At 72.8% G+C, this 22,725-nt stretch carries 22 protein-coding genes; 12 read left to right on the forward strand and 10 right to left on the reverse strand.

Annotated features, from left to right (window positions below):
* Positions 1-57: 57 nt before the first annotated feature.
* The gene (locus M446_RS03255; protein WP_012330639.1) at positions 58-834 is read left to right on the forward strand and encodes an RlmE family RNA methyltransferase; all 777 of its coding nucleotides are present in this window, start codon (positions 58-60) and stop codon (positions 832-834) included.
* Entirely contained in the window at positions 809-1,129 is a 321-nt protein-coding gene (locus M446_RS03260; protein WP_012330640.1) for a hypothetical protein, read from the forward strand. The genes M446_RS03255 and M446_RS03260 overlap by 26 nt, the downstream gene beginning before the upstream one ends.
* On the opposite strand, the gene M446_RS03265 is transcribed toward M446_RS03260, so the two are convergent.
* Positions 1,117-1,350: a hypothetical protein gene (locus M446_RS03265; protein ID WP_012330641.1), complete on the reverse strand. Its 234-nt coding sequence runs from the start codon at positions 1,348-1,350 to the stop codon at positions 1,117-1,119. The two genes, M446_RS03260 and M446_RS03265, sit on opposite strands and share 13 nt — an antisense overlap.
* A 461-nt stretch (positions 1,351-1,811) precedes the next feature.
* On the opposite strand from M446_RS03265, the gene M446_RS03270 reads away from it, so the two are divergent.
* Both M446_RS03270 and M446_RS03275 read left to right on the forward strand, forming a co-directional pair.
* On the forward strand, positions 1,812-2,879 hold the full coding sequence (locus M446_RS03270) for a poly(3-hydroxybutyrate) depolymerase (RefSeq protein WP_012330642.1): 1,068 nt from the start codon (positions 1,812-1,814) through the stop codon (positions 2,877-2,879).
* A gap of 23 nt (positions 2,880-2,902) precedes the next feature.
* Positions 2,903-3,382 carry a hypothetical protein gene (locus M446_RS03275; RefSeq protein ID WP_012330643.1) on the forward strand — a complete coding sequence of 160 codons (480 nt, stop codon included), beginning with the start codon at positions 2,903-2,905 and terminating at the stop codon, positions 3,380-3,382.
* Between the two features lie 270 nt (positions 3,383-3,652).
* On the opposite strand, the gene M446_RS03280 is transcribed toward M446_RS03275, so the two are convergent.
* The 6 genes from M446_RS03280 to M446_RS03305 form a co-directional block, all read right to left on the reverse strand.
* Positions 3,653-4,594, reverse strand: a complete 942-nt coding sequence (locus M446_RS03280) for a 2-hydroxyacid dehydrogenase (RefSeq protein WP_012330644.1) — start codon at positions 4,592-4,594, stop codon at positions 3,653-3,655.
* Positions 4,591-6,195, reverse strand: coding sequence for an ABC transporter ATP-binding protein (locus M446_RS03285; RefSeq protein ID WP_012330645.1), 1,605 nt, complete (start codon positions 6,193-6,195; stop codon positions 4,591-4,593). The genes M446_RS03280 and M446_RS03285 overlap by 4 nt, the downstream gene beginning before the upstream one ends.
* Positions 6,192-7,034 carry an ABC transporter permease gene (locus M446_RS03290; RefSeq protein ID WP_012330646.1) on the reverse strand — a complete coding sequence of 281 codons (843 nt, stop codon included), beginning with the start codon at positions 7,032-7,034 and terminating at the stop codon, positions 6,192-6,194. The genes M446_RS03285 and M446_RS03290 overlap by 4 nt, the downstream gene beginning before the upstream one ends.
* Positions 7,031-8,002, reverse strand: coding sequence for an ABC transporter permease (locus tag M446_RS03295; protein WP_012330647.1), 972 nt, complete (start codon positions 8,000-8,002; stop codon positions 7,031-7,033). The genes M446_RS03290 and M446_RS03295 overlap by 4 nt, the downstream gene beginning before the upstream one ends.
* Positions 8,003-8,005: 3 nt before the next feature.
* On the reverse strand, positions 8,006-9,610 hold the full coding sequence (locus tag M446_RS03300) for an ABC transporter substrate-binding protein (RefSeq protein WP_012330648.1): 1,605 nt from the start codon (positions 9,608-9,610) through the stop codon (positions 8,006-8,008).
* Positions 9,611-9,716: 106 nt separating this feature from the next.
* Entirely contained in the window at positions 9,717-10,475 is a 759-nt protein-coding gene (locus M446_RS03305; RefSeq protein ID WP_012330649.1) for a class II aldolase/adducin family protein, read from the reverse strand.
* Between the two features lie 120 nt (positions 10,476-10,595).
* Between M446_RS03305 and M446_RS03310 the strand changes: the two genes are divergently transcribed.
* Both M446_RS03310 and M446_RS03315 read left to right on the forward strand, forming a co-directional pair.
* On the forward strand, positions 10,596-11,297 hold the full coding sequence (locus M446_RS03310) for a GntR family transcriptional regulator (RefSeq protein ID WP_012330650.1): 702 nt from the start codon (positions 10,596-10,598) through the stop codon (positions 11,295-11,297).
* Positions 11,294-12,334 (forward strand): histone deacetylase family protein, encoded by a 1,041-nt coding sequence (locus M446_RS03315; RefSeq protein ID WP_012330651.1) that lies wholly within the window; start codon positions 11,294-11,296, stop codon positions 12,332-12,334. Before M446_RS03310 ends, M446_RS03315 begins: the two co-directional genes overlap by 4 nt.
* Before the next feature lie 201 nt (positions 12,335-12,535).
* Here M446_RS03315 and M446_RS03320 read toward each other — a convergent pair whose 3' ends face one another.
* Positions 12,536-12,925 carry a response regulator gene (locus tag M446_RS03320; protein WP_012330652.1) on the reverse strand — a complete coding sequence of 130 codons (390 nt, stop codon included), beginning with the start codon at positions 12,923-12,925 and terminating at the stop codon, positions 12,536-12,538.
* 341 nt (positions 12,926-13,266) lie between these two features.
* Between M446_RS03320 and M446_RS03325 the strand changes: the two genes are divergently transcribed.
* Together M446_RS03325 and M446_RS03330 are read left to right on the forward strand one after the other, a co-directional pair.
* The gene (locus M446_RS03325; RefSeq protein ID WP_012330653.1) at positions 13,267-14,058 is read left to right on the forward strand and encodes a class II glutamine amidotransferase; all 792 of its coding nucleotides are present in this window, start codon (positions 13,267-13,269) and stop codon (positions 14,056-14,058) included.
* A gap of 76 nt (positions 14,059-14,134) precedes the next feature.
* A complete protein-coding gene (locus tag M446_RS03330) occupies positions 14,135-14,884 on the forward strand; it encodes a class I SAM-dependent methyltransferase (RefSeq protein ID WP_012330654.1) in 750 nt (249 codons plus the stop codon).
* A 209-nt stretch (positions 14,885-15,093) separates the two neighbouring features.
* On the opposite strand, the gene polA is transcribed toward M446_RS03330, so the two are convergent.
* The gene (gene polA / locus M446_RS03335) at positions 15,094-18,144 is read right to left on the reverse strand and encodes a DNA polymerase I (RefSeq protein WP_012330655.1); all 3,051 of its coding nucleotides are present in this window, start codon (positions 18,142-18,144) and stop codon (positions 15,094-15,096) included.
* A 298-nt stretch (positions 18,145-18,442) separates the two neighbouring features.
* Between polA and M446_RS03340 the strand changes: the two genes are divergently transcribed.
* The 3 genes from M446_RS03340 to M446_RS03350 all read left to right on the forward strand — a co-directional run bounded on the left by M446_RS03340 (position 18,443) and on the right by M446_RS03350 (position 20,221).
* Positions 18,443-18,916: a hypothetical protein gene (locus M446_RS03340; RefSeq protein WP_012330656.1), complete on the forward strand. Its 474-nt coding sequence runs from the start codon at positions 18,443-18,445 to the stop codon at positions 18,914-18,916.
* A 41-nt stretch (positions 18,917-18,957) separates the two neighbouring features.
* Complete coding sequence (locus M446_RS03345; RefSeq protein WP_012330657.1) at positions 18,958-19,560, forward strand: ribonuclease T2 family protein; 603 nt, start codon at positions 18,958-18,960, stop codon at positions 19,558-19,560.
* 85 nt (positions 19,561-19,645) lie between these two features.
* Positions 19,646-20,221, forward strand: a complete 576-nt coding sequence (locus M446_RS03350; protein ID WP_012330658.1) for a hypothetical protein — start codon at positions 19,646-19,648, stop codon at positions 20,219-20,221.
* 96 nt (positions 20,222-20,317) lie between these two features.
* Here M446_RS03350 and M446_RS03355 read toward each other — a convergent pair whose 3' ends face one another.
* Positions 20,318-20,974, reverse strand: coding sequence for a glutathione S-transferase family protein (locus M446_RS03355; RefSeq protein WP_012330659.1), 657 nt, complete (start codon positions 20,972-20,974; stop codon positions 20,318-20,320).
* A 291-nt stretch (positions 20,975-21,265) separates the two neighbouring features.
* Between M446_RS03355 and M446_RS03360 the strand changes: the two genes are divergently transcribed.
* A complete protein-coding gene (locus tag M446_RS03360; protein WP_012330660.1) occupies positions 21,266-22,480 on the forward strand; it encodes a polyhydroxyalkanoate depolymerase in 1,215 nt (404 codons plus the stop codon).
* Positions 22,481-22,725: the final 245 nt, after the last annotated feature.

Genomic DNA, 22,725 nt, shown 5'->3' on the forward strand with positions numbered 1-22,725 from the left:
GCCCCTTGCGAGTTGCGCGGTGCGGCGTCATCTGGATCGCGGGTGCAGGAGCGACGAATGAGCGACCGGAGGGGCGGTGGCCAGCGGGGCGACCTCAAGCAGCGGGTGAAGACCGGGCGCGGGCGCACGGTCTCGTCCAAGCGCTGGCTGGAGCGGCAGCTCAACGACCCCTACGTGGCCCGCGCCAAGCGCGAGGGCTACCGCTCGCGGGCCGCCTACAAGCTCCTGGAGATCGACGAGCGCTTCCACCTCCTCAGGCCCGGCCAGCGGGTGGTGGATCTCGGGGCTGCGCCGGGAGGCTGGTCGCAGGTGGCCGCCGCCAAGGTCGGCAGCCATCCGGGCGCGCCGCCGCCCCGCGGCCGGGTCGTCGGCATCGACCTCCTGGAGATCGAGCCGATGCCGGGAGTCGACTTCCTCACCCTCGACTTCCTCGACCCGAGCGCACCGGCGCGCCTGATCGCGCTCCTCGGCGGCCCGGCCGACCTCGTGATGTCGGACATGGCGGCCAACGCCACCGGGCACAAGAAGACCGACCACCTGCGCATCATGGGGCTCGCCGAGACCGCCGCCGCCTTCGCCCGCGAGGTGCTGGCCCCGGGCGGGGCCTACCTCGCCAAGGTGCTGCAGGGCGGGACCGAGGGCGGGCTGCTCGCCGACCTCAAGCGCGACTTCGCCGCGGTGCGCCACGTGAAGCCGGCGGCGAGCCGGGCGGATTCGAGCGAGCTCTACGTGCTCGCCACCGGCTACCGGGGCGCGAGCGAGCGCGCGGGCGAGGCGCAGGAGCCCGCCGAGGACGGGCGGGCGGACGATGCGGCGCCGGCTTGGCGGCCCTGACCGGCTGACCCCGCGCGCCGCGCGGGCGCTGGCGCACGGCCTGCTCCTCGCCGAGGGCTTCGAGACGGTGGCGCGGGGCGCGCGCAGCGGCAGCCTCTACCTGCGGGCGCCGGGCGGCCCGCATCAGGTCCGGATCGCCGACCATGCCCGCACGCCCAAGCGCCGCCGGCAATACCCGGACGTGGTGACGAGCCTCGTGATCGCCGCGCCGCTCTCCGAGGTCGGGGTGCGGGCGCGCGTCGCGGCCGCCCTGCGGGCCGTGGCGGCGGCGCGCCCGCCCGATCAGCCGGTATAGACGGAGGCCGCGACCGGGATCGCCGGCGAGCGGGCGGCGTGGGTGACGCTCCAGATCGCCCAGGCGGCGAGGCCCGAGCAGGCGAGGAGCACCAGGCCGCGCCGATAGCGGCCCCGGTGGATGTCGCGCACCGCGTAGACCGGCAGCAGCACCGCCTTGGCGAGGTTCCGAAGCGCCAGAACCATCAGGATCATCAGGAAGGCGGAGACCGTGCCGAGCATGAGCGTCGCCCCTTGGCGGTTGGAAAGCCGGGATGAGGGTGGGCCGCCAAAGCGGCGAAACCAAGTCCCGCGGCGGCGGAGAAACCGGGTCCCGCGGCGGGCGATTTGGACGCCGCCGCGCGGGGGCATTCTGGGAGCGGATGGTTAACGATTGGTCGCCCGCCCGCCCCCGGGGAAGCCCGGCGCCGGGCCGAGGCGCGCCCCGCCCCGTTCCCGCCGGTTCCGCAAGGTCGCGCCAGACGACGCGCGGGCCGCCCCGGCACGCGGACGGCCCGCGCCGCACCGGCCGAGCAACGCGGCATGGGGCGGAACATGTCCGCGCGTCCGACCCAGAAATCTTTTCCGAGGAAAATTTCTTTCCGGCCCGATCGCGCGCCGCGAGAGCCTGGATGTGCCGTTTTCGCACTTGCGAAATCGGTGCGTCCGTGGCCTTCTCCGGCCCGACATCTGCGGAGACGGCGATGGGATTCGAGATCCGAAGCACGATCGAGCAATTGTCCTCGTTCCAAGTTCGGAAAGGTCAGAGCTCGGTGTCCGGCTTGTCGTCCGGCGCCTTCATGACGGTGCAGCTGCACTTGGCCCACTCGTCCCGCTTCGCGGGCGCCGGGATCATCGCCGGCGGACCGTTCCGCTGCGCCGAGTCGTTCCGCGCGGCCGCGCTCATCGCCGAGGACGCCTACGAGCAGGGCGCGCTCTACATCAGCATGAACCCGCTGATCCCGCAGATGGCGCCGAGCGCCGAGCACCTCGCGGAGATCGCCCGCAGGACGGCCGAGGCGGGGGAGATCGACCCCGTCGAGAACCTCGCCGACGACCGGCTCTACATCTTCACGGGCAGCGCCGACCGGGTCGTCTACCCGGACGTGGTCGCGCGGACCCGGCGCTTCTACGAGCTGCTCGGGGTCGCGCCGGAGAACATCCTCTACCGCGACACCGTGCCGGCCGGCCACTCGATCATCACCGACAATCCCGAGGATTCCCCCCTCTCGACCAACCAGCCGCCCTATATCAACAACGGCGGCTTCATGCAGTCGCACGAGATCCTGCGACACATCTATCCGGGATTGAATGCCCCGGCCGAGCGCCTGAACGGGCGGCTGATCCGCTTCGACCAGACGGAGTTCTTCGCGGGCGAGCCGCGCTCCAGCATGAGCCCGTTCGGCTACGCCTACGTGCCCGCCGAGGTGCTGGAGGGGGCCGAGGCGCGCATCCACGTCGCGCTGCACGGCTGCAAGCAGGGCTACGCCTACATCAACTACGTCAACGGCCAGCCGGACGTCGCCAACCAGCCGCCCTACGGCAACCGCTACGTCACGACGACCGGCTACAACCACATCGCCGAGAGCAACAACATCATCGTCCTCTACCCGCAGGCGCAGGGCAGCGACGGCGGGGCGCTGCAGAACCCCGACGGGTGCTGGGATTGGTGGGGCTACACGTCGCGCAACACGGACAAGCCCGACTATTACTCGAAGAACGCGATCCAGGTCGGCGCCATCCAGGCGATGCTGACGCGCCTGGGCGGCTGATCGGCCATCGGGAGACCTGCCTCATGAGCAATGGAAACGCCGTGGCTGCGATGCCGTTCGCGGTCCTCGCCAAGACCGTCGCCGACACCGTCGCCGAACCCGCCAAGGTCAGCCCGCCCCTGCGGCGGACCCTGATGATCAACGAGGCCCTGTCGCGCAGCGCGGCGAACGCGCTCGGCACCGTCCAGGTGCTGGCGATGCGGCCCGACCCCGACACGCTCGGCGACCTGTTCGACATGCAGGCCGCGCTCCTCGAACGGTTCCGGCAGCTCGACCGGGCGTGGATCGACGGCCTGACGCAGCTGGCCCAGGCACGGCTGGCCCTGCGCGAGGCCAACACGATCTCGAAGGTGATGGAGCAGGAATTCAACCTGCTCGGCCAGTTCGGAACCCTGGTGGCGAACCAGATCACCAACACCGCCGCGCTGCTGGAGAGCGTGAACGTGGGCTACGCCTATTGGCTGAGCCGGAAGATCGGCGCGCCGCAATCGCCGCAGACCTGATGGCGTCCTAGGGGGTCGATGCCGCCGCGGGCCTGCCCGGCCTGGATCGCCCGCCAAGGATCTTCCGCCAAGGATCTTCCGCCAAGAATTTTCCGCCAAGAGAGGACCACGCGGCGGGACGGTTGCGGCGGCCGCACTCATCCGACATCCGGTTGATGGCTTCGCCATCTCCCATTTCGGCGATGCGGATGTCGGCTTCGCTCAGGCGCCGCGCTCAGGCGCCGCGCAGGCTTGTGATCCGGGACCCGCTTCGATCAAGCGGATCCCGTCTCAGTACCCGCGCCGCCGGTCGATGGCGTGCGGGATCGGCGCCCCCGTCCGCAGGGCCTCCGCCGTGGCGCGCAGCATCGCGGCCACGGCGGCGGGGCTCGCGTCGCAGGCCTCGTGCGGCGTGACGAGGATGCGCGGATGCCGCCAGAACGGGTGATCCTCGGGCAGCGGCTCGACCGCGAAGACGTCGAGGGCCGCGTGGGCGAGCCGGCCCGAATCGAGGGCACAGAGGAGGTCGGCCTCGACCAAGTGGTCGCCCCGCCCGACATGAACCAGGGCCGCCCCGGGCTTCAGGCGCCCGAACAGCGGCGCGGCGAGGAGGCCGCGCGTGTCCGGCGTCAGGGGCAGCAGGTTCACCAGCACGTCGCAGCGCGGCAGCAGGGCGGCCAGGCCCTCCGGGCCGTGCAGGTGGGTGATCCCGGGCTCGGCGGGGCGCGCCGCGCGGCTCCAGGCCAGGACCGGGAAGCCGAAGGCCGCGAGGTCGCGCGCCACCTGCGCCCCCATCCGGCCGCAGCCGAGGAGCCCGACCGTGACCTCGCCCGCCGCGCGCTGGCCGAGGGGCCGCCACAGGGCCCGGGCCTGGTTCTCCGCGTAGCTGCGGAAGCGCCGCAGGTGGCCGAGCACGTGCCAGAGCACGAAGCACGACATGGCGCGGGCCTGATCGGGATCGACGACCCGCACCACGGGCAGGTCCGGCGGCAGGCCCGGGCAGGCGAGCAGGCTGTCGACCCCCGCGGCGATCGAGCAGACCGCCCCGAGATTCGGGTAGCGCGCGAAGGCGTCGGCCGGCGGGAACCATGCCAGGGCGAGGCGCACCCGCGCCGCCTCGGCCGGGTCGGTCACCACCTCGACGGCGTCGGCGACCTGCGCCAGGACCGGGCCGAACAGGGCGGCGAGGTCGAGGGTCTCGCTGAGCAGGATGCAGGGGATCGGGCGGGTCATGCGGCGGCGCGGGTCCGGCCCGGCACGGCGTCGAGGAGGGCGCGCGTGTAGGGGTGCTCGGGGGCGGCGAAGAGGGCGGCGGTCGGCTTGATCTCGACGATCTCGCCCCGCCGCATCACCGCGATGCGGTCGCAGATCTGGGCGGCCACCCGCAGGTCGTGGGTGATGAACAGCATCGAGAGGCCGAGGCGGGTCTTCAGGTCCTCCAGCAGGGCGAGCACCTGCGCCTGCACCGAGACGTCGAGGGCCGAGACCGCCTCGTCCGCCACCAGCACCTCCGGCTCCACCGCGAGGGCCCGGGCGATGCCGACGCGCTGGCGCTGGCCGCCCGAGAATTCGTGCGGGTAGCGGTCGAAGGCCGAGGCGTCGAGCCCGACGAGGCCGAGGAGGTCCCGGGCGCGGGCCATCGCGTCGGCCTCCGGCACCCCGTGGGCGCGCGGCGCGTCCGCGATGATCCGCCCGACGCTGCGGCGGGGGTTGAGCGACGCGAAGGGATCCTGGAACACCATCTGGATCCGGCGCCGGGCGCGGCGCAGGGCCTCCCCGGAGAGGCTGGTGAGGTCGGTGTCGCCGAGGCGCACCGTGCCGGAATCGGGCTCGGCGAGGCGCAGGACGAGCCGCGCGACCGACGACTTGCCCGAGCCGGACTCGCCCACGAGCCCGAGGGTCTCGCCCCGGTGCAGCGCGAAGCCGACGTCCCGCGCCGCCTCGACGCGCCGGACCGGCCGGCCCCAGCCCCCGCCCGTCACGTAGGTCTTGGTGAGGCCGGCGACCTCGACCGCCGTCGCGCCGGAGACCGGCGGGCGGGGCGGCGGCTCCAGGGAGGGCACGGCGGCGAGCAGCGCGCGGGTGTAGGGCTCCTGCGGGCGCGCGAGCAGCGCGGCGGCCGGGCCGGCCTCCACCACGCGGCCGCGGCGCAGCACCAGCACCCGGTCGGCGATCTCCGCCACCACGCCGAAATCGTGGGTGATGAACAGGACCGCCATGCCGTGCCGCCGCTGCAGGTCGCGGATCAGCCGCAGGATCTGGGCCTGGGTGGTGACGTCGAGGGCGGTGGTGGGCTCGTCGGCGACGAGCAGGGCCGGTTCGAGGGCGAGCGCCATGGCGATCATCGCCCGCTGGCGCTGCCCGCCCGAGAGCTGGTGCGGGTAGGCCCGCAGGAGGCGGGCGGGATCCGGCAGGCCGACCTCGGCCGCGAGGTCGAGGGCCCGGGCGCGCCGCTCGGCCGCCTTCAGCCGGCCATGCGCCTCGAACATCTCGACGATCTGGTCGCCGACGCGCATCAGCGGGTTCAGGGCCGTCATCGGCTCCTGGAAGATCATGCCGATCCGGGCGCCCCGGGTGGCGCGCCACCCGGCCTCGTCCTGCGCCAGGAGGTCGGTGCCGGCGAGGAGGATCTCCCCGCCGGCCGGGCGCACCGCCCTGGGCAGCAGCCCCATCAGGGCGTGGGCGCACATCGACTTGCCCGAGCCCGACTCGCCGACGAGGCAGAGGATCTCGCCCGGCGCGATCGCGAAGGAGACGTCCTCGACGGCGTGGGCGCGGTCGGCGCCCGGCGGCAGGGCGAGGCGCAGGCCGCGGACGGAGACGACCGGCCTCATCGCTCGCCCCGGGCGAGGCGCGGGTTGAGCGCGTCGTTGAGCCCCTCCCCGATCAGGTTGAGGGCGAGCACCGTGGCGAGGATCACGAGGCCCGGGAAGGCGGTGACCCACCAGGCCTGCCGGATCACGGTGCGGCCCGCCCCGACCATGAAGCCCCAGGACATCCGGTTCGGGTCGCCGAGGCCCAGGAAGGAGAGCGAGGATTCGAGCAGGATCGCGGTCGCCACCATCAGGGAGGCCAGCACCACGATCGGCGAGAGGGTGTTGGGCAGGATCTCGCGGCGGATGATGGTGAAGGGGGTCTCCCCCGTCACGATCGCGGCCTGCACGTAGTCGCGGGCGCGCAGCGACAGCACCTCCCCGCGCACCAGCCGGGTCACCGGCGGCCAGCTCACCAGGGCGATGGCGAGGATGAGCGAGGACAGGGCCGGCTGCAGGATCGCCACCAGCACGATCGCGAGGGCGAAGCTCGGGACAGTCTGGAACAACTCGGTGAAGCGCATCAGCGCGTCGTCGGTCCGGCCGCCGACATACCCGGCGATCGCGCCGATCGGCACGCCGATCACCAGGGCCGCCAGGGTCGAGACGAGGCCGACCATCAGCGACACGCCCGCCCCGTGCATCAGGCCGGCGGCGATGTCGCGCCCGAGCGCGTCGGTGCCGAGCGGCACCCGCTCCAGGGTGAAGGGCGGCACGAAGGGGCGCTGCACCATCCGCCAGGGCGAGGCCGGGTAGAGCACGGGGGCGAGGAGCGCCGCCGCCACCACGAGGGCGAGGATCGCGAGCCCCACCACCGCGCCCGGGTGGCGCAGGAAGGCCGCGAGGGCACCGCGCCTCACGCCCGGACCTCGATGCGCGGATCGACGACCCGGTAGATCAGGTCGGTGAGGAGGTTGAGGAGCAGCACCATGGCGGAGGAGACGACGAAGACGCCGAGCAGGAGGGTGTAGTCGCGCTGGAGCAGGGCCTCGTACATCAGCCGGCCGATCCCCGGCCACGCGAAGACCGTCTCGGTCAGGATCGCCCCGCCGACCAGCGTGCCGGCCTGGAGGCCGGCCAGGGTGACGACCGGGAGCAGCGCGTTGCGCAGCACGTGGCGGCGCTGCACCACCCCCTCGGGGAGGCCCTTGGCCCGGGCGGTCTTGACGAAGTCGAGGCTCCCCACTTCCAGCATGGAGGCGCGGGTCATGCGGACGTAGACCGCCATGAAGAACAGCCCGAGGGTGAGGGAGGGCAGCACGAGGTGGCGGGCGATGTCGGCGGCCCGGGCGAGGCCCTCGTAGCCGCCCCCCACCGTCTCGAAGCCGAAGGCCGGCAGCCAGTCGAGGCGCACCGAGAAGACCAGGATCGCCATCAGCGAGACCCAGAACAGGGGCGTCGCGTAGAAGAGCAGCGCCAGCCCCGTGATGGCGGCGTCCGACCAGCGCCCGGCCCGCCGCGCCGCCAGCGCCCCGAGGGCCACGCCGAGGCCGAGCGAGATCAGGAAGGCGGTGCCGGTGAGGAGCAGCGTCGCCGGCAGCCGGTCGAGGATCAGCCGGCCCACCGGCATCTGCTGGCGCACCGAGTAGCCGAGGTCGAGGGTGAGAACGTGGCCGAGATAGAGGCCGAGCTGCACCGGCAGCGGCCGGTCGAGCCCGAACCGCTCCCGCAGCTGCGCCACGTAGACCTCGTCGCCCGCCCCCGCCTCCCCGGCCATGACCAGGGCGGGATCGCCCGGGGCGAGGCGGATGAGGAAGAAGTTCAGGACCACGATGGCCAGGAGCACGAGCAGCCCCTTGCCCAGTCTCGCGGCGAGGAAGCGGGCCACGGGTCAGCGCTCGATCCAGGCGTCGCGGAAGCCGTCGTTCACGCCGATCCCGGTGGTGACGAGGTCGTGCACCTTGCAGCGGGTGATGGTCGGGAACTGGAGTTCGAGCAGCCACGCCACCGGCGCGTCCTCGATCAGGGTCGTCTGGGCCCGGTCGTACAGGGCCTGCCGCTCGGCGGGGCTCACCGCCGCCGCGGCCTGCGCGAAGGCCTCGTCGACCGCCGGATTGGCGTAGCCCTCGACGTTGTTGAACGGCGAGCCCTTGGCGATCTGCGAGGAGACGTAGTTGCGCGCCACGCCGAGCGCCGGGTCGCCGTACTGGTAGAGGTACGTGAAGGCGATGTCGTAGTCCCAGTCCGAGGTCTTCTGGTTCCAGCCGGCGACGTCGGTGGCGACGATCTCGGTCCTGATGCCGACATCCTCCAGGTTCTGCTTCACCGCCTCGGCCCAGCGCTGCCATGTCTCGCCGTAGGGCACCGGCAGGAGGCGCAGGGTCTCGCCCTTGTAGCCGGATTCCTTGAGCAGCGCCTTCGCCTTGGCGGGGTCGTAGGCGTACCGGCCGAGGCCCGGGTTGAAGAAGCGCGTCGAGGAGGAGATCGGGCCGATCGCCGGCTTGCCGAGCCCGTTCCAGATCACGTCGCGGGCGAAGTCGCGGTCGATCGCGTAGGAGACCGCCTGCCGGAAGGCCTTGCTGGCGGTCGGGCCCTGGCGATTGTTGAGCCAGAGCCAGGAATGGGGGCCGAAGAACTCCCAGCCCTTGCCGGTCACGCAGGCGCCCTTCAGCTGCGACAGCCGCGGCACGTCGAAATTCTCGACCGAGCCGCCCGGCAGGATGTCGACCTTGCCGGTCTCGAAGGCGACCGCCCGCGAGGCGGCGTCCGGGATCACGTGCCAGTAGATCTCGTCGAGGTAGGGCCGTCCCGCCACGTGGTAGGCCGGGTTCTTGACCAGCCGGATGTAGGCGCCCTTCTTCCATTCCTTGAACAGGAACGGGCCGGTGCCGATCGGGGTGGTGTTGGCCGGGTTGGTCTTGTAGTCGGTGCCCGCGTAGAGGTGCTTGGGGATCATCGGCAGCGAGCCGACCTCGAACACGCCCAGGAAGGGGCCGAACGGCTCCGAGAGCGTGAACACCACCGTGTAGGGGTCGGGCGCCGTGAGGCTCGCGACCTTGGCCATGTTGGCCCGGGCGCGCGGATGGGTCTGCTTGAGGAACTCGACCGAGAACAGCACGTCCTCGGCGGTGAACGGCTTGCCGTCGTGCCAGGTGGCGTTCCGCACGAGGTGGAAGGTGTAGGTCCGGCCGTCCGGGCCGACCTCCCAGGATTCGGCGAGGCCGGGCCGCGGCTCGAGGCTCTCGGAGTAGCGCAGCAGCCCCTCGTAGATGTTGCCGGCCACCATCTGGGTCGGGCCGTTCTGCAGCAGGCCGAGCATCAGCCCCGGCGGCTCGGGCTGGATGATCGCGTTGGCGATGCCGCCCGCCTTCGGCACTTGGGCGATGCCGCCCGCCTTCGGCGCCTGGGCGACGCCGCCCGCCTTCGGCGTCTGGGCGAGGACCGCCCCCGCGAGGGTGAGCAGCAGGGCCGTTCCCGCCGCCGCAAGCCTGATCATCTCCGCCGTCTCCGCTGCCTCGATGCCGATCGCGCGCCCGTCGCGCCGTGTTGGAGAGGCGGCCGCGGCGGCGCGCCCCGCCGCACGGCCGCGACGCCCGGCGGCGTCAGTCCCGGTAATCCGGGTCGCTGCGCTCCAGCATGCGCTTGAAGGCCGCCCACTCGACGTCCTCCAGGGCGCCGGCGGCCACCTTCTCGCCGAACTGCGCGTACTGCCCGGCGGTCTTGCGGGCGATGGCGGCCGAGGGGCGGACCAGCGGGGCACCCGCGGCCTGGATCGCGAGCTGCGCCCGGCAGGAGCGCTCCATGTTGTGCATGAGCCGGAACGCCTCGCCGACGCTGCGCCCGCAGGTGAGCAGGCCGTGGTTGCGCAGGATCATCACGAACCGGTCGCCGAGATCCGCGACCAGCCGCGCGCGCTCGTCGAGGTCGAGGGCGATGCCCTCATAGGCATGATAGGCGATCCGGTCCGTGAACTGCATGGACCATTGATTGAGGGGCAGCAGCCCCTCCTCCTGGCAGGAGACGGCGACGCCCGCGACGGTGTGCGTGTGCAGGACGCAGAGCGCGTCCTCCCGCGCCGCGTGGATGGCGCTGTGGATGGTGAAGCCCGCCGGGTTGATGCCCCGCCCGTGGGGATCGTCGATGACCTGCCCGTCGAGGTCGACGGTGACGAGGTTGCCGGCCGTGACCTCCTCGAAGCGCAGCCCGAAGGGATTGATCAGGAAGCGGTGCTCCGGCCCCGGCAGCCGGGCCGAGATGTGGGTGTAGATGCTGTCGTCGAGGCCGAGGCGGTGGATCAGCCGGTAGGCGGCCGCGAGGTCGAGGCGGATCGCCTGCTCCTCGGGCGTGCGGGGGGAGGGCATGGCCGGAGTCTCCTGCGACGGCGACGATGGCGGCAGACTGGCCCGCTCCCCGCGGCGGATCAAGCCGAAAGCGTCGACAATCGACGCTTACCGGGTGCACACTCTGCCGCCGGAGGTGTCATGCGCCCGTTGTCTCCCCCCGTCGGCCTGCCGGTGCCCGCTGACCAGGATCTCGTGCGGCAGGTCGCCCGCGGCCTCACCGCGGCGATCACGAGCGGTCGGCTCGCGCCGGGGACCAAGGTGGCGGAGGCGGCGGTGGCGCGGGAGCTCGGCATCAGCCGGGCCCCGGTGCGCGAGGCGGCGCGGCTCCTGGAGAGCCAGGGCCTGCTGCGGGCGCATCCGCGGCGGGGCTTCTTCGTGCGCGAGATCTCGGCCGGCGACGTGGACGAGCTCTACGACCTGCGCCTGTGCATCGAGCGCCACGCGGCCGTGGAGGCGGCGAGGCGGCTGACGCCGGCCGGGCGGGCGGCCCTGCGCGCCCAGCTCGACGCGCTCTACGCCGCGGCCGCGCGGGACGACGCCTCCCTGATCGTCGAGGCGGATTACGGCTTCCACCGCCTCGTCTGCGAGATCGCCGGCAATGGCCGGCTGCTGCGGCTGTTCGACGGCCTCGCCTCGGAGCTGAAGGTGGTGATCGGCCTGATCGGCCACCTCTACGACGATCCGCACGCCATCGCCCGCACCCACGAGCCGGTGCTGGCGGCGATCGAGGCGGGCCATGCCGAGCGCATCGTCGCCCATGTCGACCACCATGTCGGCGTGGCGTGGCGCGAGGTCGGCCGGCTCGCGCGCGCCCTCTCCCCGCACCCGGAGTCCCCATGAGAGCCGTCTACACCGAGGATCACCGCGGCCACGACCCGCAATTCTTCCTCGTCCGCGGGCGCGTCACGCGCACGACCGAGCAGCCGGAGCGGGCCGACCGGCTGCTCGCGGGCCTGCGCGCGGGGGGCCACGCCCTCGTGGCGCCGCAGGCCTTCGGGCACGAGGCGCGGGCGCGGGTGCACGGCCCCGACTACCTCGCCTTCCTGGCCGAGGCCTGGGACGCCTGGGCGGCCCTGGGGGATGCCGCACCCGAGATGGTCGCCAACATCCACCCGATGCGCGAGCGGGCGACCTACCCGGAGCACATCGTCGGCCGGCTCGGCTGGCACACCCTCGACACCGCCTGCCCGATCGGCCCCGGCACCTTCGCGGCGGCCTGCGCGGCGGCGGACGTGGCGGCGAGCGCGGCGCAGCTCGTCCTCGACGGGGAGGACGCCGCCTACGCGCTCTGCCGCCCCCCCGGCCACCACGCCTATCGGGACCGGGCGAGCGGGTTCTGCTTCCTCAACAACAGCGCGGTGGCCGCGGCGCAGCTGCGCACCCGGCACGGCCGGGTGGCGATCCTCGACGTGGACGTGCATCACGGCAACGGCACGCAGGACATCTTCTACGCCGACCCGACGGTGCTGACGGTCTCGCTCCACGCGGATCCGGCGCGGTTCTACCCCTTCGTCTGGGGTTACGCGCACGAGCGCGGCGAGGGCCCGGGGCTCGGCGCCAACCGCAACCTGCCCCTGCCCCTCGGGACCGGGGACGAGGGCTACCTCGCGGCCCTCGACGCGGCGGCGCGGACGATCCGCGCCTTCGCGCCGGGCGCCCTGGTGGTGGCGCTCGGCCTCGACGCCTCGGTGCACGACCCGCTCGCCGGGCTCGCTGTCACCACGGAGGGCTTCTCGCGGATCGGCGCCGCGCTCGCGCGGCTGCGGCTCCCGACCGTGCTGGTGCAGGAGGGCGGCTACCTGTCCGAGCATCTCGGCCCCAACCTCGCGGCCGTGCTCGCGGGCTTCGAGGGCGCGCGCGAGGGCATCGCCCGCTGAGGCGGATGCCGGCTCAGCGCAGGACATGCGGCACGATCAACGACCTGGAGCGGCGTCCGACCGCACCGTGATCGGGCGCTGCTCTAAGCATCATTCGCCGAAATGGTCACCGGTTCGGCGGCAGAAATGATGCAATAACGAGACTTAAGCAGAGTTGCCGCGCGCAAGTCTGCTCAGGAGCCGGCGCGACGGGTCCCCGCCTCACGCCGCCCGGCGCGAGGATTCCAGCGTCGCGCGCTCGGCCTGGACCAGCACGTCGAGGGGGCGCCAGGGCTTGCGCATGTAGACCGCGTGGTCGGTCTCCGGCCGCGCCCCCTTCTCGGAGGTCACGACCACCCGCACGTCGGGCCATTCCCGCTCCACCGTGCGGGCGAGCGCCCCGCCATCCATCGCGCCCGCGAGGTCCACATCCGTGAACACCAGCGCGACCTCGTCGGGATGGGCGCGGATCACGTCGAGCGCATCCTCGGCGCTCGCGCAGGCGATCACGTCGAGATCCGTCTCCTCGAGGATCGCCGCCGCGAAGTCGCGCACGGACGCGTCGTCCTCCACCACCACGGCGATCGGACCGGCGGACGCAAGTTTGCCCATGATGCCTCCTCTCAATTCGTGAAAGTATCCCGCTGCCGCGGAGGGCCCAGCCAAGGGTCGGTCACAAGAGTCCGGAAGGTGGAGGGACCGCCGGGGCGGGCTTTGGGACGTCGGAAGACCGACGGGGGTCAACGAGCGATGCCGCGCATCGATCCCGGGCCGGGGCGAACTAATCGTCATGCGTCCCGGCCCGGGCCGCTCCGGGGGCCATGCGGGGGCCATGCGGGGGCGCATTAACGGCCTGTTCACCTTCGCGATCGGAATGTTACGCTTCCATGAAGGCGTCGGGCGGCGCGGGCGGGGCCGGCGCGGGGCGCCTCTAACCCACGGGTGTTCGGGCGATGTGCCGCTTCCTCGCCTACCATGGCGACCCTGTCTACCTCGACGACCTCGTCTGCACGCCGACCCACTCCCTCATCCACCAGTCCCTGCACGCCGCCGAGGCCAAGACCGAGACGAACGGCGACGGCTTCGGCATCGGCTGGTACGGCGACCGGCCCGAGCCGGGCCTCTTCCGCGACGTGCGCCCGGCCTGGTCGGACGAGAACCTGCGCAGCCTCGCCCGGCAGATCCGGGCCCGCACCTTCCTGGCCCACGTGCGCGCCTCGACCGGCACCGCGACGACGCGGGCGAATTGCCACCCCTTCGCGCATGGCCGGCTGCTCTTCATGCATAACGGCCAGATCGGCGGCTACGGCCGGATCAGGCGGCGGCTGGAGGCGCTGATCCCGGATCCGCTCTACGACGCGCGCTGCGGCTCGACGGATTCCGAGGCCCTGTTCCTGCTCGCCGTGGCGAATGGCCTCGCGCAGGATCCGGTCGCGGCCATGGAGGCCACGGTGGCGAGCGTGCGCGGCCTGATGCGCGAGGCCGGCATCGAGGAGGCGCTGCGGCTCACCGCGGTGGTGAGCGACGGCGACAGCCTGACGGCCTTCCGCTGGGCCTGCGACGGGCGCCCGCCGAGCCTCTACTGGCGCGAGACGGGCGGCGGGGTGGTGGTGGTCTCCGAGCCGATCGACGGCTGCCGGGAGGGCTGGCAGGTCGTGCCGAAGGGCGCGACCCTGATCGCCCGGGGCGCCCTGCCGCCGCGCCTCGTCGCGCCGCATTCCGTCCCGGGCGCCATCGCGGCCTGACCCGATCCTTGACTCGGGCCGGAGGCGCCGCCTACGTCGCGCCGCCCGCCGGGCGGCGTCGCAGGGAGGGGAGAGGATGTTCAAGACCGGCCGATCCGCCACCGTCCCGGGAGGTTTCGGGGGCGTCCTGTACCTGGACTTCCTGGCCGCGCTCGCGGCCAAGCGGCAGACCCGCCACTACCTGGAGATCGGCGTCCATTTCGGGCACACGCTGGCGCGGATTCCCTGCGACACGGCGGTCGGCGTCGATCCGCACTACAGGCTCGACCGGAACGTGACGGCGGGCAAGCGCCGCACCTTCCTGTTCCAGATGACGAGCGACCGCTTCTTCGCCGAGACCGACCTGCGGGCGCTGCTCGGGGGCGGGGTGGACATGGCCTTCCTGGACGGGCTGCACCAGTTCGAGTTCCTGCTGCGCGACATCGCCCACGCGGAGGCCGCGAGCGCGCCGAACGGCCTGATCCTGCTGCACGATTGCATGCCGCTCAACGCCGAGATGACGACCCGCGACGCGGAGGCCGAGCGGGAGGACGCGCACAAGGCCATGTGGACGGGCGACGTCTGGAAGGTGGTGCCGATCCTGCGCCGCTACCGGCCGGACCTGGAGGTGATCTGCGTCGATTGCCCGCCGACCGGCCTCGTCTGCCTCACCAACCTCGACCCGACCTCGCGGGTCCTGCGCGACAACGAGCGCGCCATCGTGCGGGAGTACCGCGAGCTCGCCTCGACCCAGGAGCAGCTCACCGCGTTCTACGCCGAGAACCCGATCGTGCGCTCCGTCGACATCCTGAACGGGCACGACCACAGCCTGTATTTCCGGGTCTGAGGGCGGGGCCGCGGTCGGCGGCTCGGCACGACCGCGGCGGCACCCGCAACACTCCCCGTGCTGAGCGTTGCGGGTGCCACATCCGGCGCATCCTGTCGCCCGTGCGCCAGCAAACCCGGTGCGCGCCCTTGCGCTGATCCGTCCAAACTCGTCATGCCGTGCGCAATCTCATTCGGCAGGACCCGGCGCGGGCGATCGAGGACCGCCCCTCAATGCGCCTCCTGCCAGTTCGCCGCCGCCTTGGCCTCGACGGCGAGCGGCACCGTGAGCCGCACCGCCGGCTGGGGCGCCTCCTCCATCACCCGGGCGATGATCGGCAGCGCCCGCGCGACCTCGTCCTGCGGCGCCTCGAAGACCAGCTCGTCGTGCACCTGCAGCAGCATGCGGGTGGTGAGCCCCGCCCCGGCCAGCGCCCCCTCCATCCGCACCATCGCGCGGCGGATGATGTCGGCGGCCGTGCCCTGGATCGGCGCGTTGATCGCCTGCCGCTCCACCGAGGCCCGCTCCTGCGGGTTGTTGGAGCGGATCTGCGGGTAGTGGCAGACGCGCCCGAACAGGGTGGTCACGTAGCCCTTGTCCCGGCAGGCCTTCTTGGTGTCCTCGATATAGGCGCGGATGCCCGGGAAGCGCTCGAAATACTGCTTGATGAAGGCCGAGGCCTCGCCCTGCGGGATGCCGAGCCGGTCGGCGAGGCCGAAGGCCGAGATCCCATAGATGATGCCGAAATTGATCGTCTTGGCCCGCCGCCGCAGATCCGGCGTCATCTCGCCCAAGGGGACGCCGAACATCGCCGAGGCGGTCGCCGCGTGGATGTCGAGCCCGTCCGCGAAGGCCTGGCGCAGCTGCGGGATGTCGGCCATGTGGGCGAGCAGCCGCAGCTCGATCTGGCTGTAATCCGCCGAGATCAACTGGTGGCCGGCATCCGCCACGAAGGCCTGGCGGATGCGCCGCCCCTCCTCGGTGCGGATCGGAATGTTCTGCAGGTTCGGGTCCGAGGAGGAGAGGCGCCCGGTCGTGGTGGCGGCGAGCGCGAAGGAGGTGTGGACGCGGTCGCTCTCCCTTTCGGCATGCTCCTGCAGGCTGTCCGTGTAGGTCGATTTGAGCTTCGAGAGCTGGCGCCATTCCAGGATCTTGCGCGGCAGCGGGTGTCCCTGGGTGGCGAGCTCCTCCAGCAGCGTCGCGGGCGTGGCCCACTGGCCCGACGGCGTCTTCTTGGCGCCGGGCAGCCCGAGCTTGCCGAACAGGATGTCGCCGATCTGCTTGGGGGAGGAGACCGAGAAGGTCTCGCCGGCCATCTCCTGGATCTCGGCCTCGAGCCGGGCCAGCGACTGCGAGAAATCCCCCGAGAGGCGGCTCAGCATGTCGCGGTCGACCCGGATGCCCTCCCGCTCCATGCGGGCGAGCACCGGCACCAGGGGGCGCTCCAGGGTCTCGTAGACGGTGGCGCGGTGCTCGGCGGCGAGCCGCGGCTTCATCAGGCGCCACAGGCGCAGCGTCACGTCCGCGTCTTCGGCCGCGTAGGCCGTGGCCTTGTCGAGGGGCACGCGGTCGAAGGTGACCTTGGCCCGGCCCGTGCCCGTCACGTCCGCGAAGGTGATCGGCTGGTGGCCGAGATGCCGCCGCGCCAGCTCGTCCATGCCGTGCGAGCCCTTGCCGGCATCGAGCACGTAGGAGATCAGCATCGTGTCGTCGTAGGGCTGGATCTCGATGCCGTGGCGGACGAGCACCAGCCAGTCGTACTTCACGTTCTGCCCGACCTTGAGCACCGCCGGATCCTCCAGCAGCGGCTTCAGGCGGGCCCGCACCGCGTCCCAGGGGAGCTGGTCGGGGAGCAGCCCCTCGCCGAACAGGTCCTCGCTGCCGCGATGGGCGAGCGGGATGTAGGCGGCGCGGCCGGGCGCCGTGGCGAGCGAGACGCCGACGAGGTCGGCCCGGTGGGCGTCGAGCGCGTTGGTCTCGGTGTCGACCGCGACCACGCCGGCCTCCGCCGCCTCGGCGATCCAGGCGTCGAGGCGGTCGAGGCGGGTGATCGTCTCGTAGGAGGCGGTGTCGAACGGCTTCACCGCCTCGGCGGCGCGGGCCGCCACGACTTGGCCGGGGGTCGGCTCGGCGGGGCCGCGGGGCCTGGGCGGGGCGTCGGGCAGGTCGAGATCCGCGAAGGGATCGGTCTCGGGCGCGGGCGGCGCCGTCGCCTCGTCGCCGAAGAACGGGGTCGCGTCGCTGCCGCCCTTCCCGTTGGCGTAGGCGGCGGCGCCCCCGGGGAGCAGGGCCGGATCGGGCCGCACCGCCTCCGGATCGACGTGGAGCAGCGAGGCGATGCGCCGGGTCAGCGTGTTGAACTCCATCGCCTTCAGGAAGCCGACGAGCCGCTCCGGGTCGGGCTTGCGCAGGCGCAGGGCCTCCAGCGGCACCGGCACCGGCACCGCCTCGTCCAGGGTGACGAGCCGGCGCGACAGCCGCGCCTGGTCGAGATGCGCGAGCAGCGTCTCGCGGCGCTTGGGCTGCTTGATCTCGGCCGCCCGCTCCAGCAGCGCCTCCAGGCTCCCGAATTCCTTGAGCAGCGCGGCGGCGGTCTTGAGGCCGATGCCGGGCACGCCCGGGACGTTGTCGGAAGTGTCCCCGATCAGCGCCAGCGCGTCGCCGATCTGGGCGGGGCTCAAGCCCTCCCAGCGCTCCACGATGGCGGCGGCGTCGAGGTTGCGCTCGGGCCGGTAGCCGGGCTTGCCCTTCTGCCCGGATTCGAAGTCGTAGAAGCGCACGAGCTCGCCGACGAGCTGCATCAGGTCCTTGTCGGAGGACACGATGATGACGCCCGCCCCCCTCGCCTCCGCCTGCCGCGCGTAGGTGGCGATCAGGTCGTCCGCCTCGTAGCGCTCGAGCTCGATCGGCTCCAGGCCGAAGGCCCGCACCGCCTCCCGCATCAGCGGCATCTGCCGCTTGAGGTCGTCGGGCGCGTCCGGCCGGTGGCCCTTGTAGTCCGGGAAGATCTCCTTGCGGAACGAGCCCTCCGACTTGTCGAAGACGATGCCGAGATGGCTCGGCTGGATCCCGGCCGCACCCTCCTGCACGAACTGGGCGATCTTGGCGCAGAACAGCCGCACGGCGCCGGTCGGCATCCCGTCGGAGGGCCGGAAATTGTAGCGCTCGGGCTGGTTGATCGACTGGAAATAGGCCCGGAAGATGAAGGAGGAGCCGTCGACCAGGAGCACCTGGTCGCCGGGGCCGACGGGCTTCGTCTCGGGGGCGGGGTCGGCATTCATGCGGGGCGGCTCGGTTCCTGACGGGCCGCCCTGACATAGAGCAGGAGCGCGCCCGCTTGAAGCGAGGGCGAGCGCCGCCCCGCCCGGGCCGCCGGCCCGGCTGCGGCGCGCCGCCGGCCCGCCCGGGCCGGCGGCTGTGATCTGCCGACACCACCTGCGCGCGAAAGCGCGGCGGCGCCCTCGCGGCGCCTTGACTTGGCCGTGCCGGAGGGCTTCGTCTGGCAGCCGAGACGCTGAAACCGCGGCGCGCCCGCGCGCCCCCAGGGCCCGCGCGCCCGCCCGAACCCGAGGTCCGGCCATGCGCCCCTCCTGCCTCCTCGCCTCGCTCGCCGCCGGCCTCGCCGTCGCCTGCGCCGTCACGCCCTCCCTCGCGCGCTCGGCCCGCCAGGAGGTCACCCCGGCGGAGGAGCGGGAATTCCCCTTCGACGCCGACATCCCGGGCTGCCAGGACGCGGACGTGCTGGAGAAGCTCTCGACGCAATTCGCCGAGAAGGAATCCAAGTTCTGGAACTCGTCGCTGACGATCCTCCGCTACGAGCGGATCGAGCGCACCGCGTGGCGGCCGTGGGGCCTGGACTTCTACCCGAGGCGCTTCTGCACGGCGGTGGCGACGACCTCGGACGGGGTGCGCCGCCGGGTGGATTACTCGGTGCGCGAGAGCCTGGGCATCATCGGCTCGACCTGGGGCGTCGAGTTCTGCGTGCACGGCCTCGACCGCAACCTCGCCTACGCGTACGCCTCGGCGACCTCCTGCCGGGAGGCGCGGCCCTGATCCGCGGACCCGCCCTCGCGCTGGCCGCGGCCCTCGCGGCCGTGCCGGCCGCCGCGCAGGAGCGCGGCGGAACCCCCGGCCGGTTCGACTTCTACGTCCTGGCGCTGTCCTGGTCGCCGACCTTCTGCGCGCTCACCGGCGAGCGGCGCGGCGACGCGCAATGCGATCCGGGCCGCAATCCCGGCTTCGTGGTGCACGGGCTGTGGCCCCAATACGACCGCGGCTATCCGAGCGAGTGCGGCGCCTTCCCGCGCCCGCCGTCGCGGCAGGCCCTGGCCGAGGCCGAGGGGGTGTTCCCGACCGAGGGGCTCGCCCGCTACGAGTGGCGCAAGCACGGCACCTGCTCGGGCGAGGATCCGGCGAGCTATTTCCGCCTCGCGCGCCGCGCCCGCGACGCCGTCACCATCCCGGAGCGCCTGCGCGGCGGGGAAACGCTGCGCGCGGCGCCGATCGAGGTGGCGCGCCTGTTCGTGACCAGCAATCCGGGCCTGCGCCCCGACATGATGTCGGTCACCTGCCGGGCCGGACGCCTGGAGGAGGTGCGGATCTGCTTGTCGAAGGACCTGCGCTCCTTCACGCCCTGCCCCGACCTGGCGCGGCAGAATTGCCGGGCGGGCGAGGTGACGGCCGCGTCCGGGCCCTGAGCCGCGCCGGAACCGTCGCCGGCCCCGTGCTTTGGTCCCCCACCCCGGGGCGGCGCGCCGCCCCGGGCGGCAGAGGGAGACCCGCATGGCGACGAATCCGAGCGACCGGGAGCCCCCGGTCCCCGGCGGTGGGGCATCCCCCGCGACGGGCGCGGAGGGCGAGGCCCGCCGGACGCGGCTGACCGAGGAGGAGCAGCGGGAACTCGACCGGCGGCTCAGCCGGCCGGACGGGCCGCGCGCCGACGCGGGCCGCGCGCCCGATCCGGGCGACCTGCCGGGCGAGGCGGACGACGTGCGGGCGGCCTTCGGCACGGCCGGCGCCCCGGCGGAGGGCGGCTCCCAGGAAGACGGCGGCAAAGGGTCCGGCGGCAAGGGATCCGGGGGCATGGGCGGCGACGGCACCGCGCATTCGGGCATTCTGAGCGCCCCGGGCGGGAGCGGCGCGACGCCGGTGCGGATCGACGACGTGCCGGCCTCCGAGCGCGGCAACCCGGACGAACTCGCCGCCCGCGGCGATCTCGACCGGCGCAACCCGCCGCGGCGGGAGGATACGGGGCCCGGCGGACAGACGGTGTTCTCGAACGCCGCCCGCGAGGGGCGCGAGGCCCCGCGGGACCCGCTGGCATCCCCGGCCGACCGGGCGGGGGCGAAGCGGGGCTGAGGCGGAGCGGAGGTCCGGGCGCCCGGGCCCGATCCTTGCGACCTCCCCGCTCCTTCAGAACTCCATTCCTTCAGAACTCCATGTCGAGTTCCTCGATCAGAACTCCATGTCGAGTTCCTCGATCTCCTCGGGCTCGCCCTCCGCCTCGGCGATCCATTCCTGCATCAGGGGCCAGGCCATGACGTGGTCGCGAAAGGCCGCGCTGCCGGGCGGCAGGCCGACATTGTAGGTGACGAAGCGGGTGCAGACGGGCGCGTACATCGCGTCCGCGATCGTGGGCGTCGCGCCGAACAGGTAGGGGCCGCCATGCGCGGCGAGCGCCTCCTCCCAGATCTCCACGATGCGCGCGATGTCCGACTGCGCGCCCCCCCACAGCTTGAAGTCGGTGTAGCGCGCCCGCAGGTTCATCGGCAGGGCCGAGCGCAGGTTCACGAAGCCGCCATGCATCTCGCCGGAGATCGAGCGGCACCACGCGCGCTTGACGAGGTCGGCCGGGACGAGGCCGGCCTCCGGGCGCCACTCGTGCAGGTACTGGGCGATCGCCAGCACGTCCCAGACCCGGACCGGGCCGTGGGTGAGGCGCGGCACCAGGAAGGAGGGCGAGAGGTGCAGGAGTTCGGCGCGGCTCGCCGCGTCGCCGGTCCCCAGCACCTCGACGGTGAAGTCGAGCCCGGCCATCCGGCAGAGCAGCCAGCCGCGCAGCGACCACGACGAGTAGTTTCGGCTCGATACCGTCAGCGTGGCCTCTGCCATGCGCATCCTCCCCCGCGGGCCCGGCCGGACCCGACCCGGCGTCAGCCCATCCAAGACTCGTGCCGTCAGCGCCGCGACCATAGGGGCAGCCGCCGCGGCGCACTAGACGACGAGAATCCAGACCGGCCCGGCCCGGGGTTTGGCACGAGCATCGCATGGCCGGGAGTCAGACGGGCATAGTCCCGGGACCACACCCAACGAAAGTCAGATCGCGGGAGGGCGAGCGTTGCCTTACGTCTCAGCAGCGGCAAGCGCGTCGGCTCCGGCGTGTGTGCGGGAGTCTTCGGGCTGATGCTCTACGATCTCTTCGAGGTGCAGTCCGACGCCGCGGCCGCGGCGCGGGGCTGGGGGCGCCTCCTCCACGAGACCGTCACGCCCTGGACGGAGGCGGGCGCCCGGGAGCCGGCCACCTGGGTGCTGGCGGCGGCCCGGATGATGATGCGCGCCGGCCTCACCCACGTGCGGCCGGCCTACGGCATCGCCGGCGTGCACGTCGGCAACCGCGAGGTGCCGGTGCGCGAGGAGCCGGTGCTGCGCACCCCCTTCGGCACGCTGCTGCACTTCCGCAAGGACATCGCCTCCGAGCAGCCCCGCGTGCTGGTGGTGGCGCCCCTCTCGGGCCACTTCGCCACGCTGCTGCGCTCGACCGTGCGCACGCTCCTCGCCGACCACGACGTCTACATCACCGACTGGCACAACGCCCGGGACGTGCCGGTCGAGGCCGGGCGCTTCGGCTTCGACGACTATGTCGGGCACGTGGTCCGCTTCCTGGAGACGATCGGCGAGGGGGCCCACCTCGTGGCGGTCTGCCAGCCCTGCGTCCAGGCCCTGGCGGCGGCGGCGGTGATGGCCGAATCGCGCAACGCCGCCCACCCGGCCAGCATGACCCTGATGGCCGGTCCGGTCGACACCCGCATCAACCCCACCAAGGTCAACGAACTCGCGACCTCCCGGCCGATCGAGTGGTTCGAGCGCAACCTCATCGGCACCGTGCCGCGCCGCCATGCCGGCGCGGGCCGCCGCGTCTATCCCGGCTTCGTCCAGCTCATGGCCTTCATGACGATGAACTCGGCCCGGCACATGCACGGCCACATCGACCTGTTCTGGCACATCGCGCGCGGCGAGGAGGCCAAGGCGGCGCAGATCGAGACCTTCTACGACGAGTACTTCGCCGTGCTGGACCTCGCGGCGGAATTCTACCTCGAGACGGTCAAGACCGTGTTCCAGGACGCGACGCTGGCCCGCAACGCCCTGACCTACCGGGGGGCGCCCCTCGACATGCGCGCCATCCGCAGGACCGCGCTGATGACCGTGGAGGGCGAGCGCGACGACATCTGCTCGGTCGGCCAGACGATGGCGGCGCACGACCTCTGCGCCAGCCTGCGGCCCTTCCGCAAGCGGCACCACCTCCAGGCGGGGGTCGGGCATTACGGCGTCTTCTCGGGGCGCAAGTGGGAGACCCAGACCTACCCGCTGGTGCGCAACTTCATCCAGTCGAACGCCTGACCAGCCGGGTCGGAGGGCGGTTCATTCAAGAATCGCGCCCCGCGCCCGCCGCGGCGCCGCGCACCCGGTTGGAAATCGTCCCGAACTGGTGTATGGCGCAGCCAGGCGCATGCGTGCGCCGGCCTTAGCGGCAATCGCGACGTGCGCTCCTCCCGGTCAGGAACGGCCGGGGTCTGGGGCGCATTCCGGTTCGCCGGATGTCGCAGGACGGCCCTCGGCCGGCCACGGTTCGAAGAATTCTAGAG

This window comes from Methylobacterium sp. 4-46 (assembly GCF_000019365.1).
Lineage (GTDB): Bacteria > Pseudomonadota > Alphaproteobacteria > Rhizobiales > Beijerinckiaceae > Methylobacterium.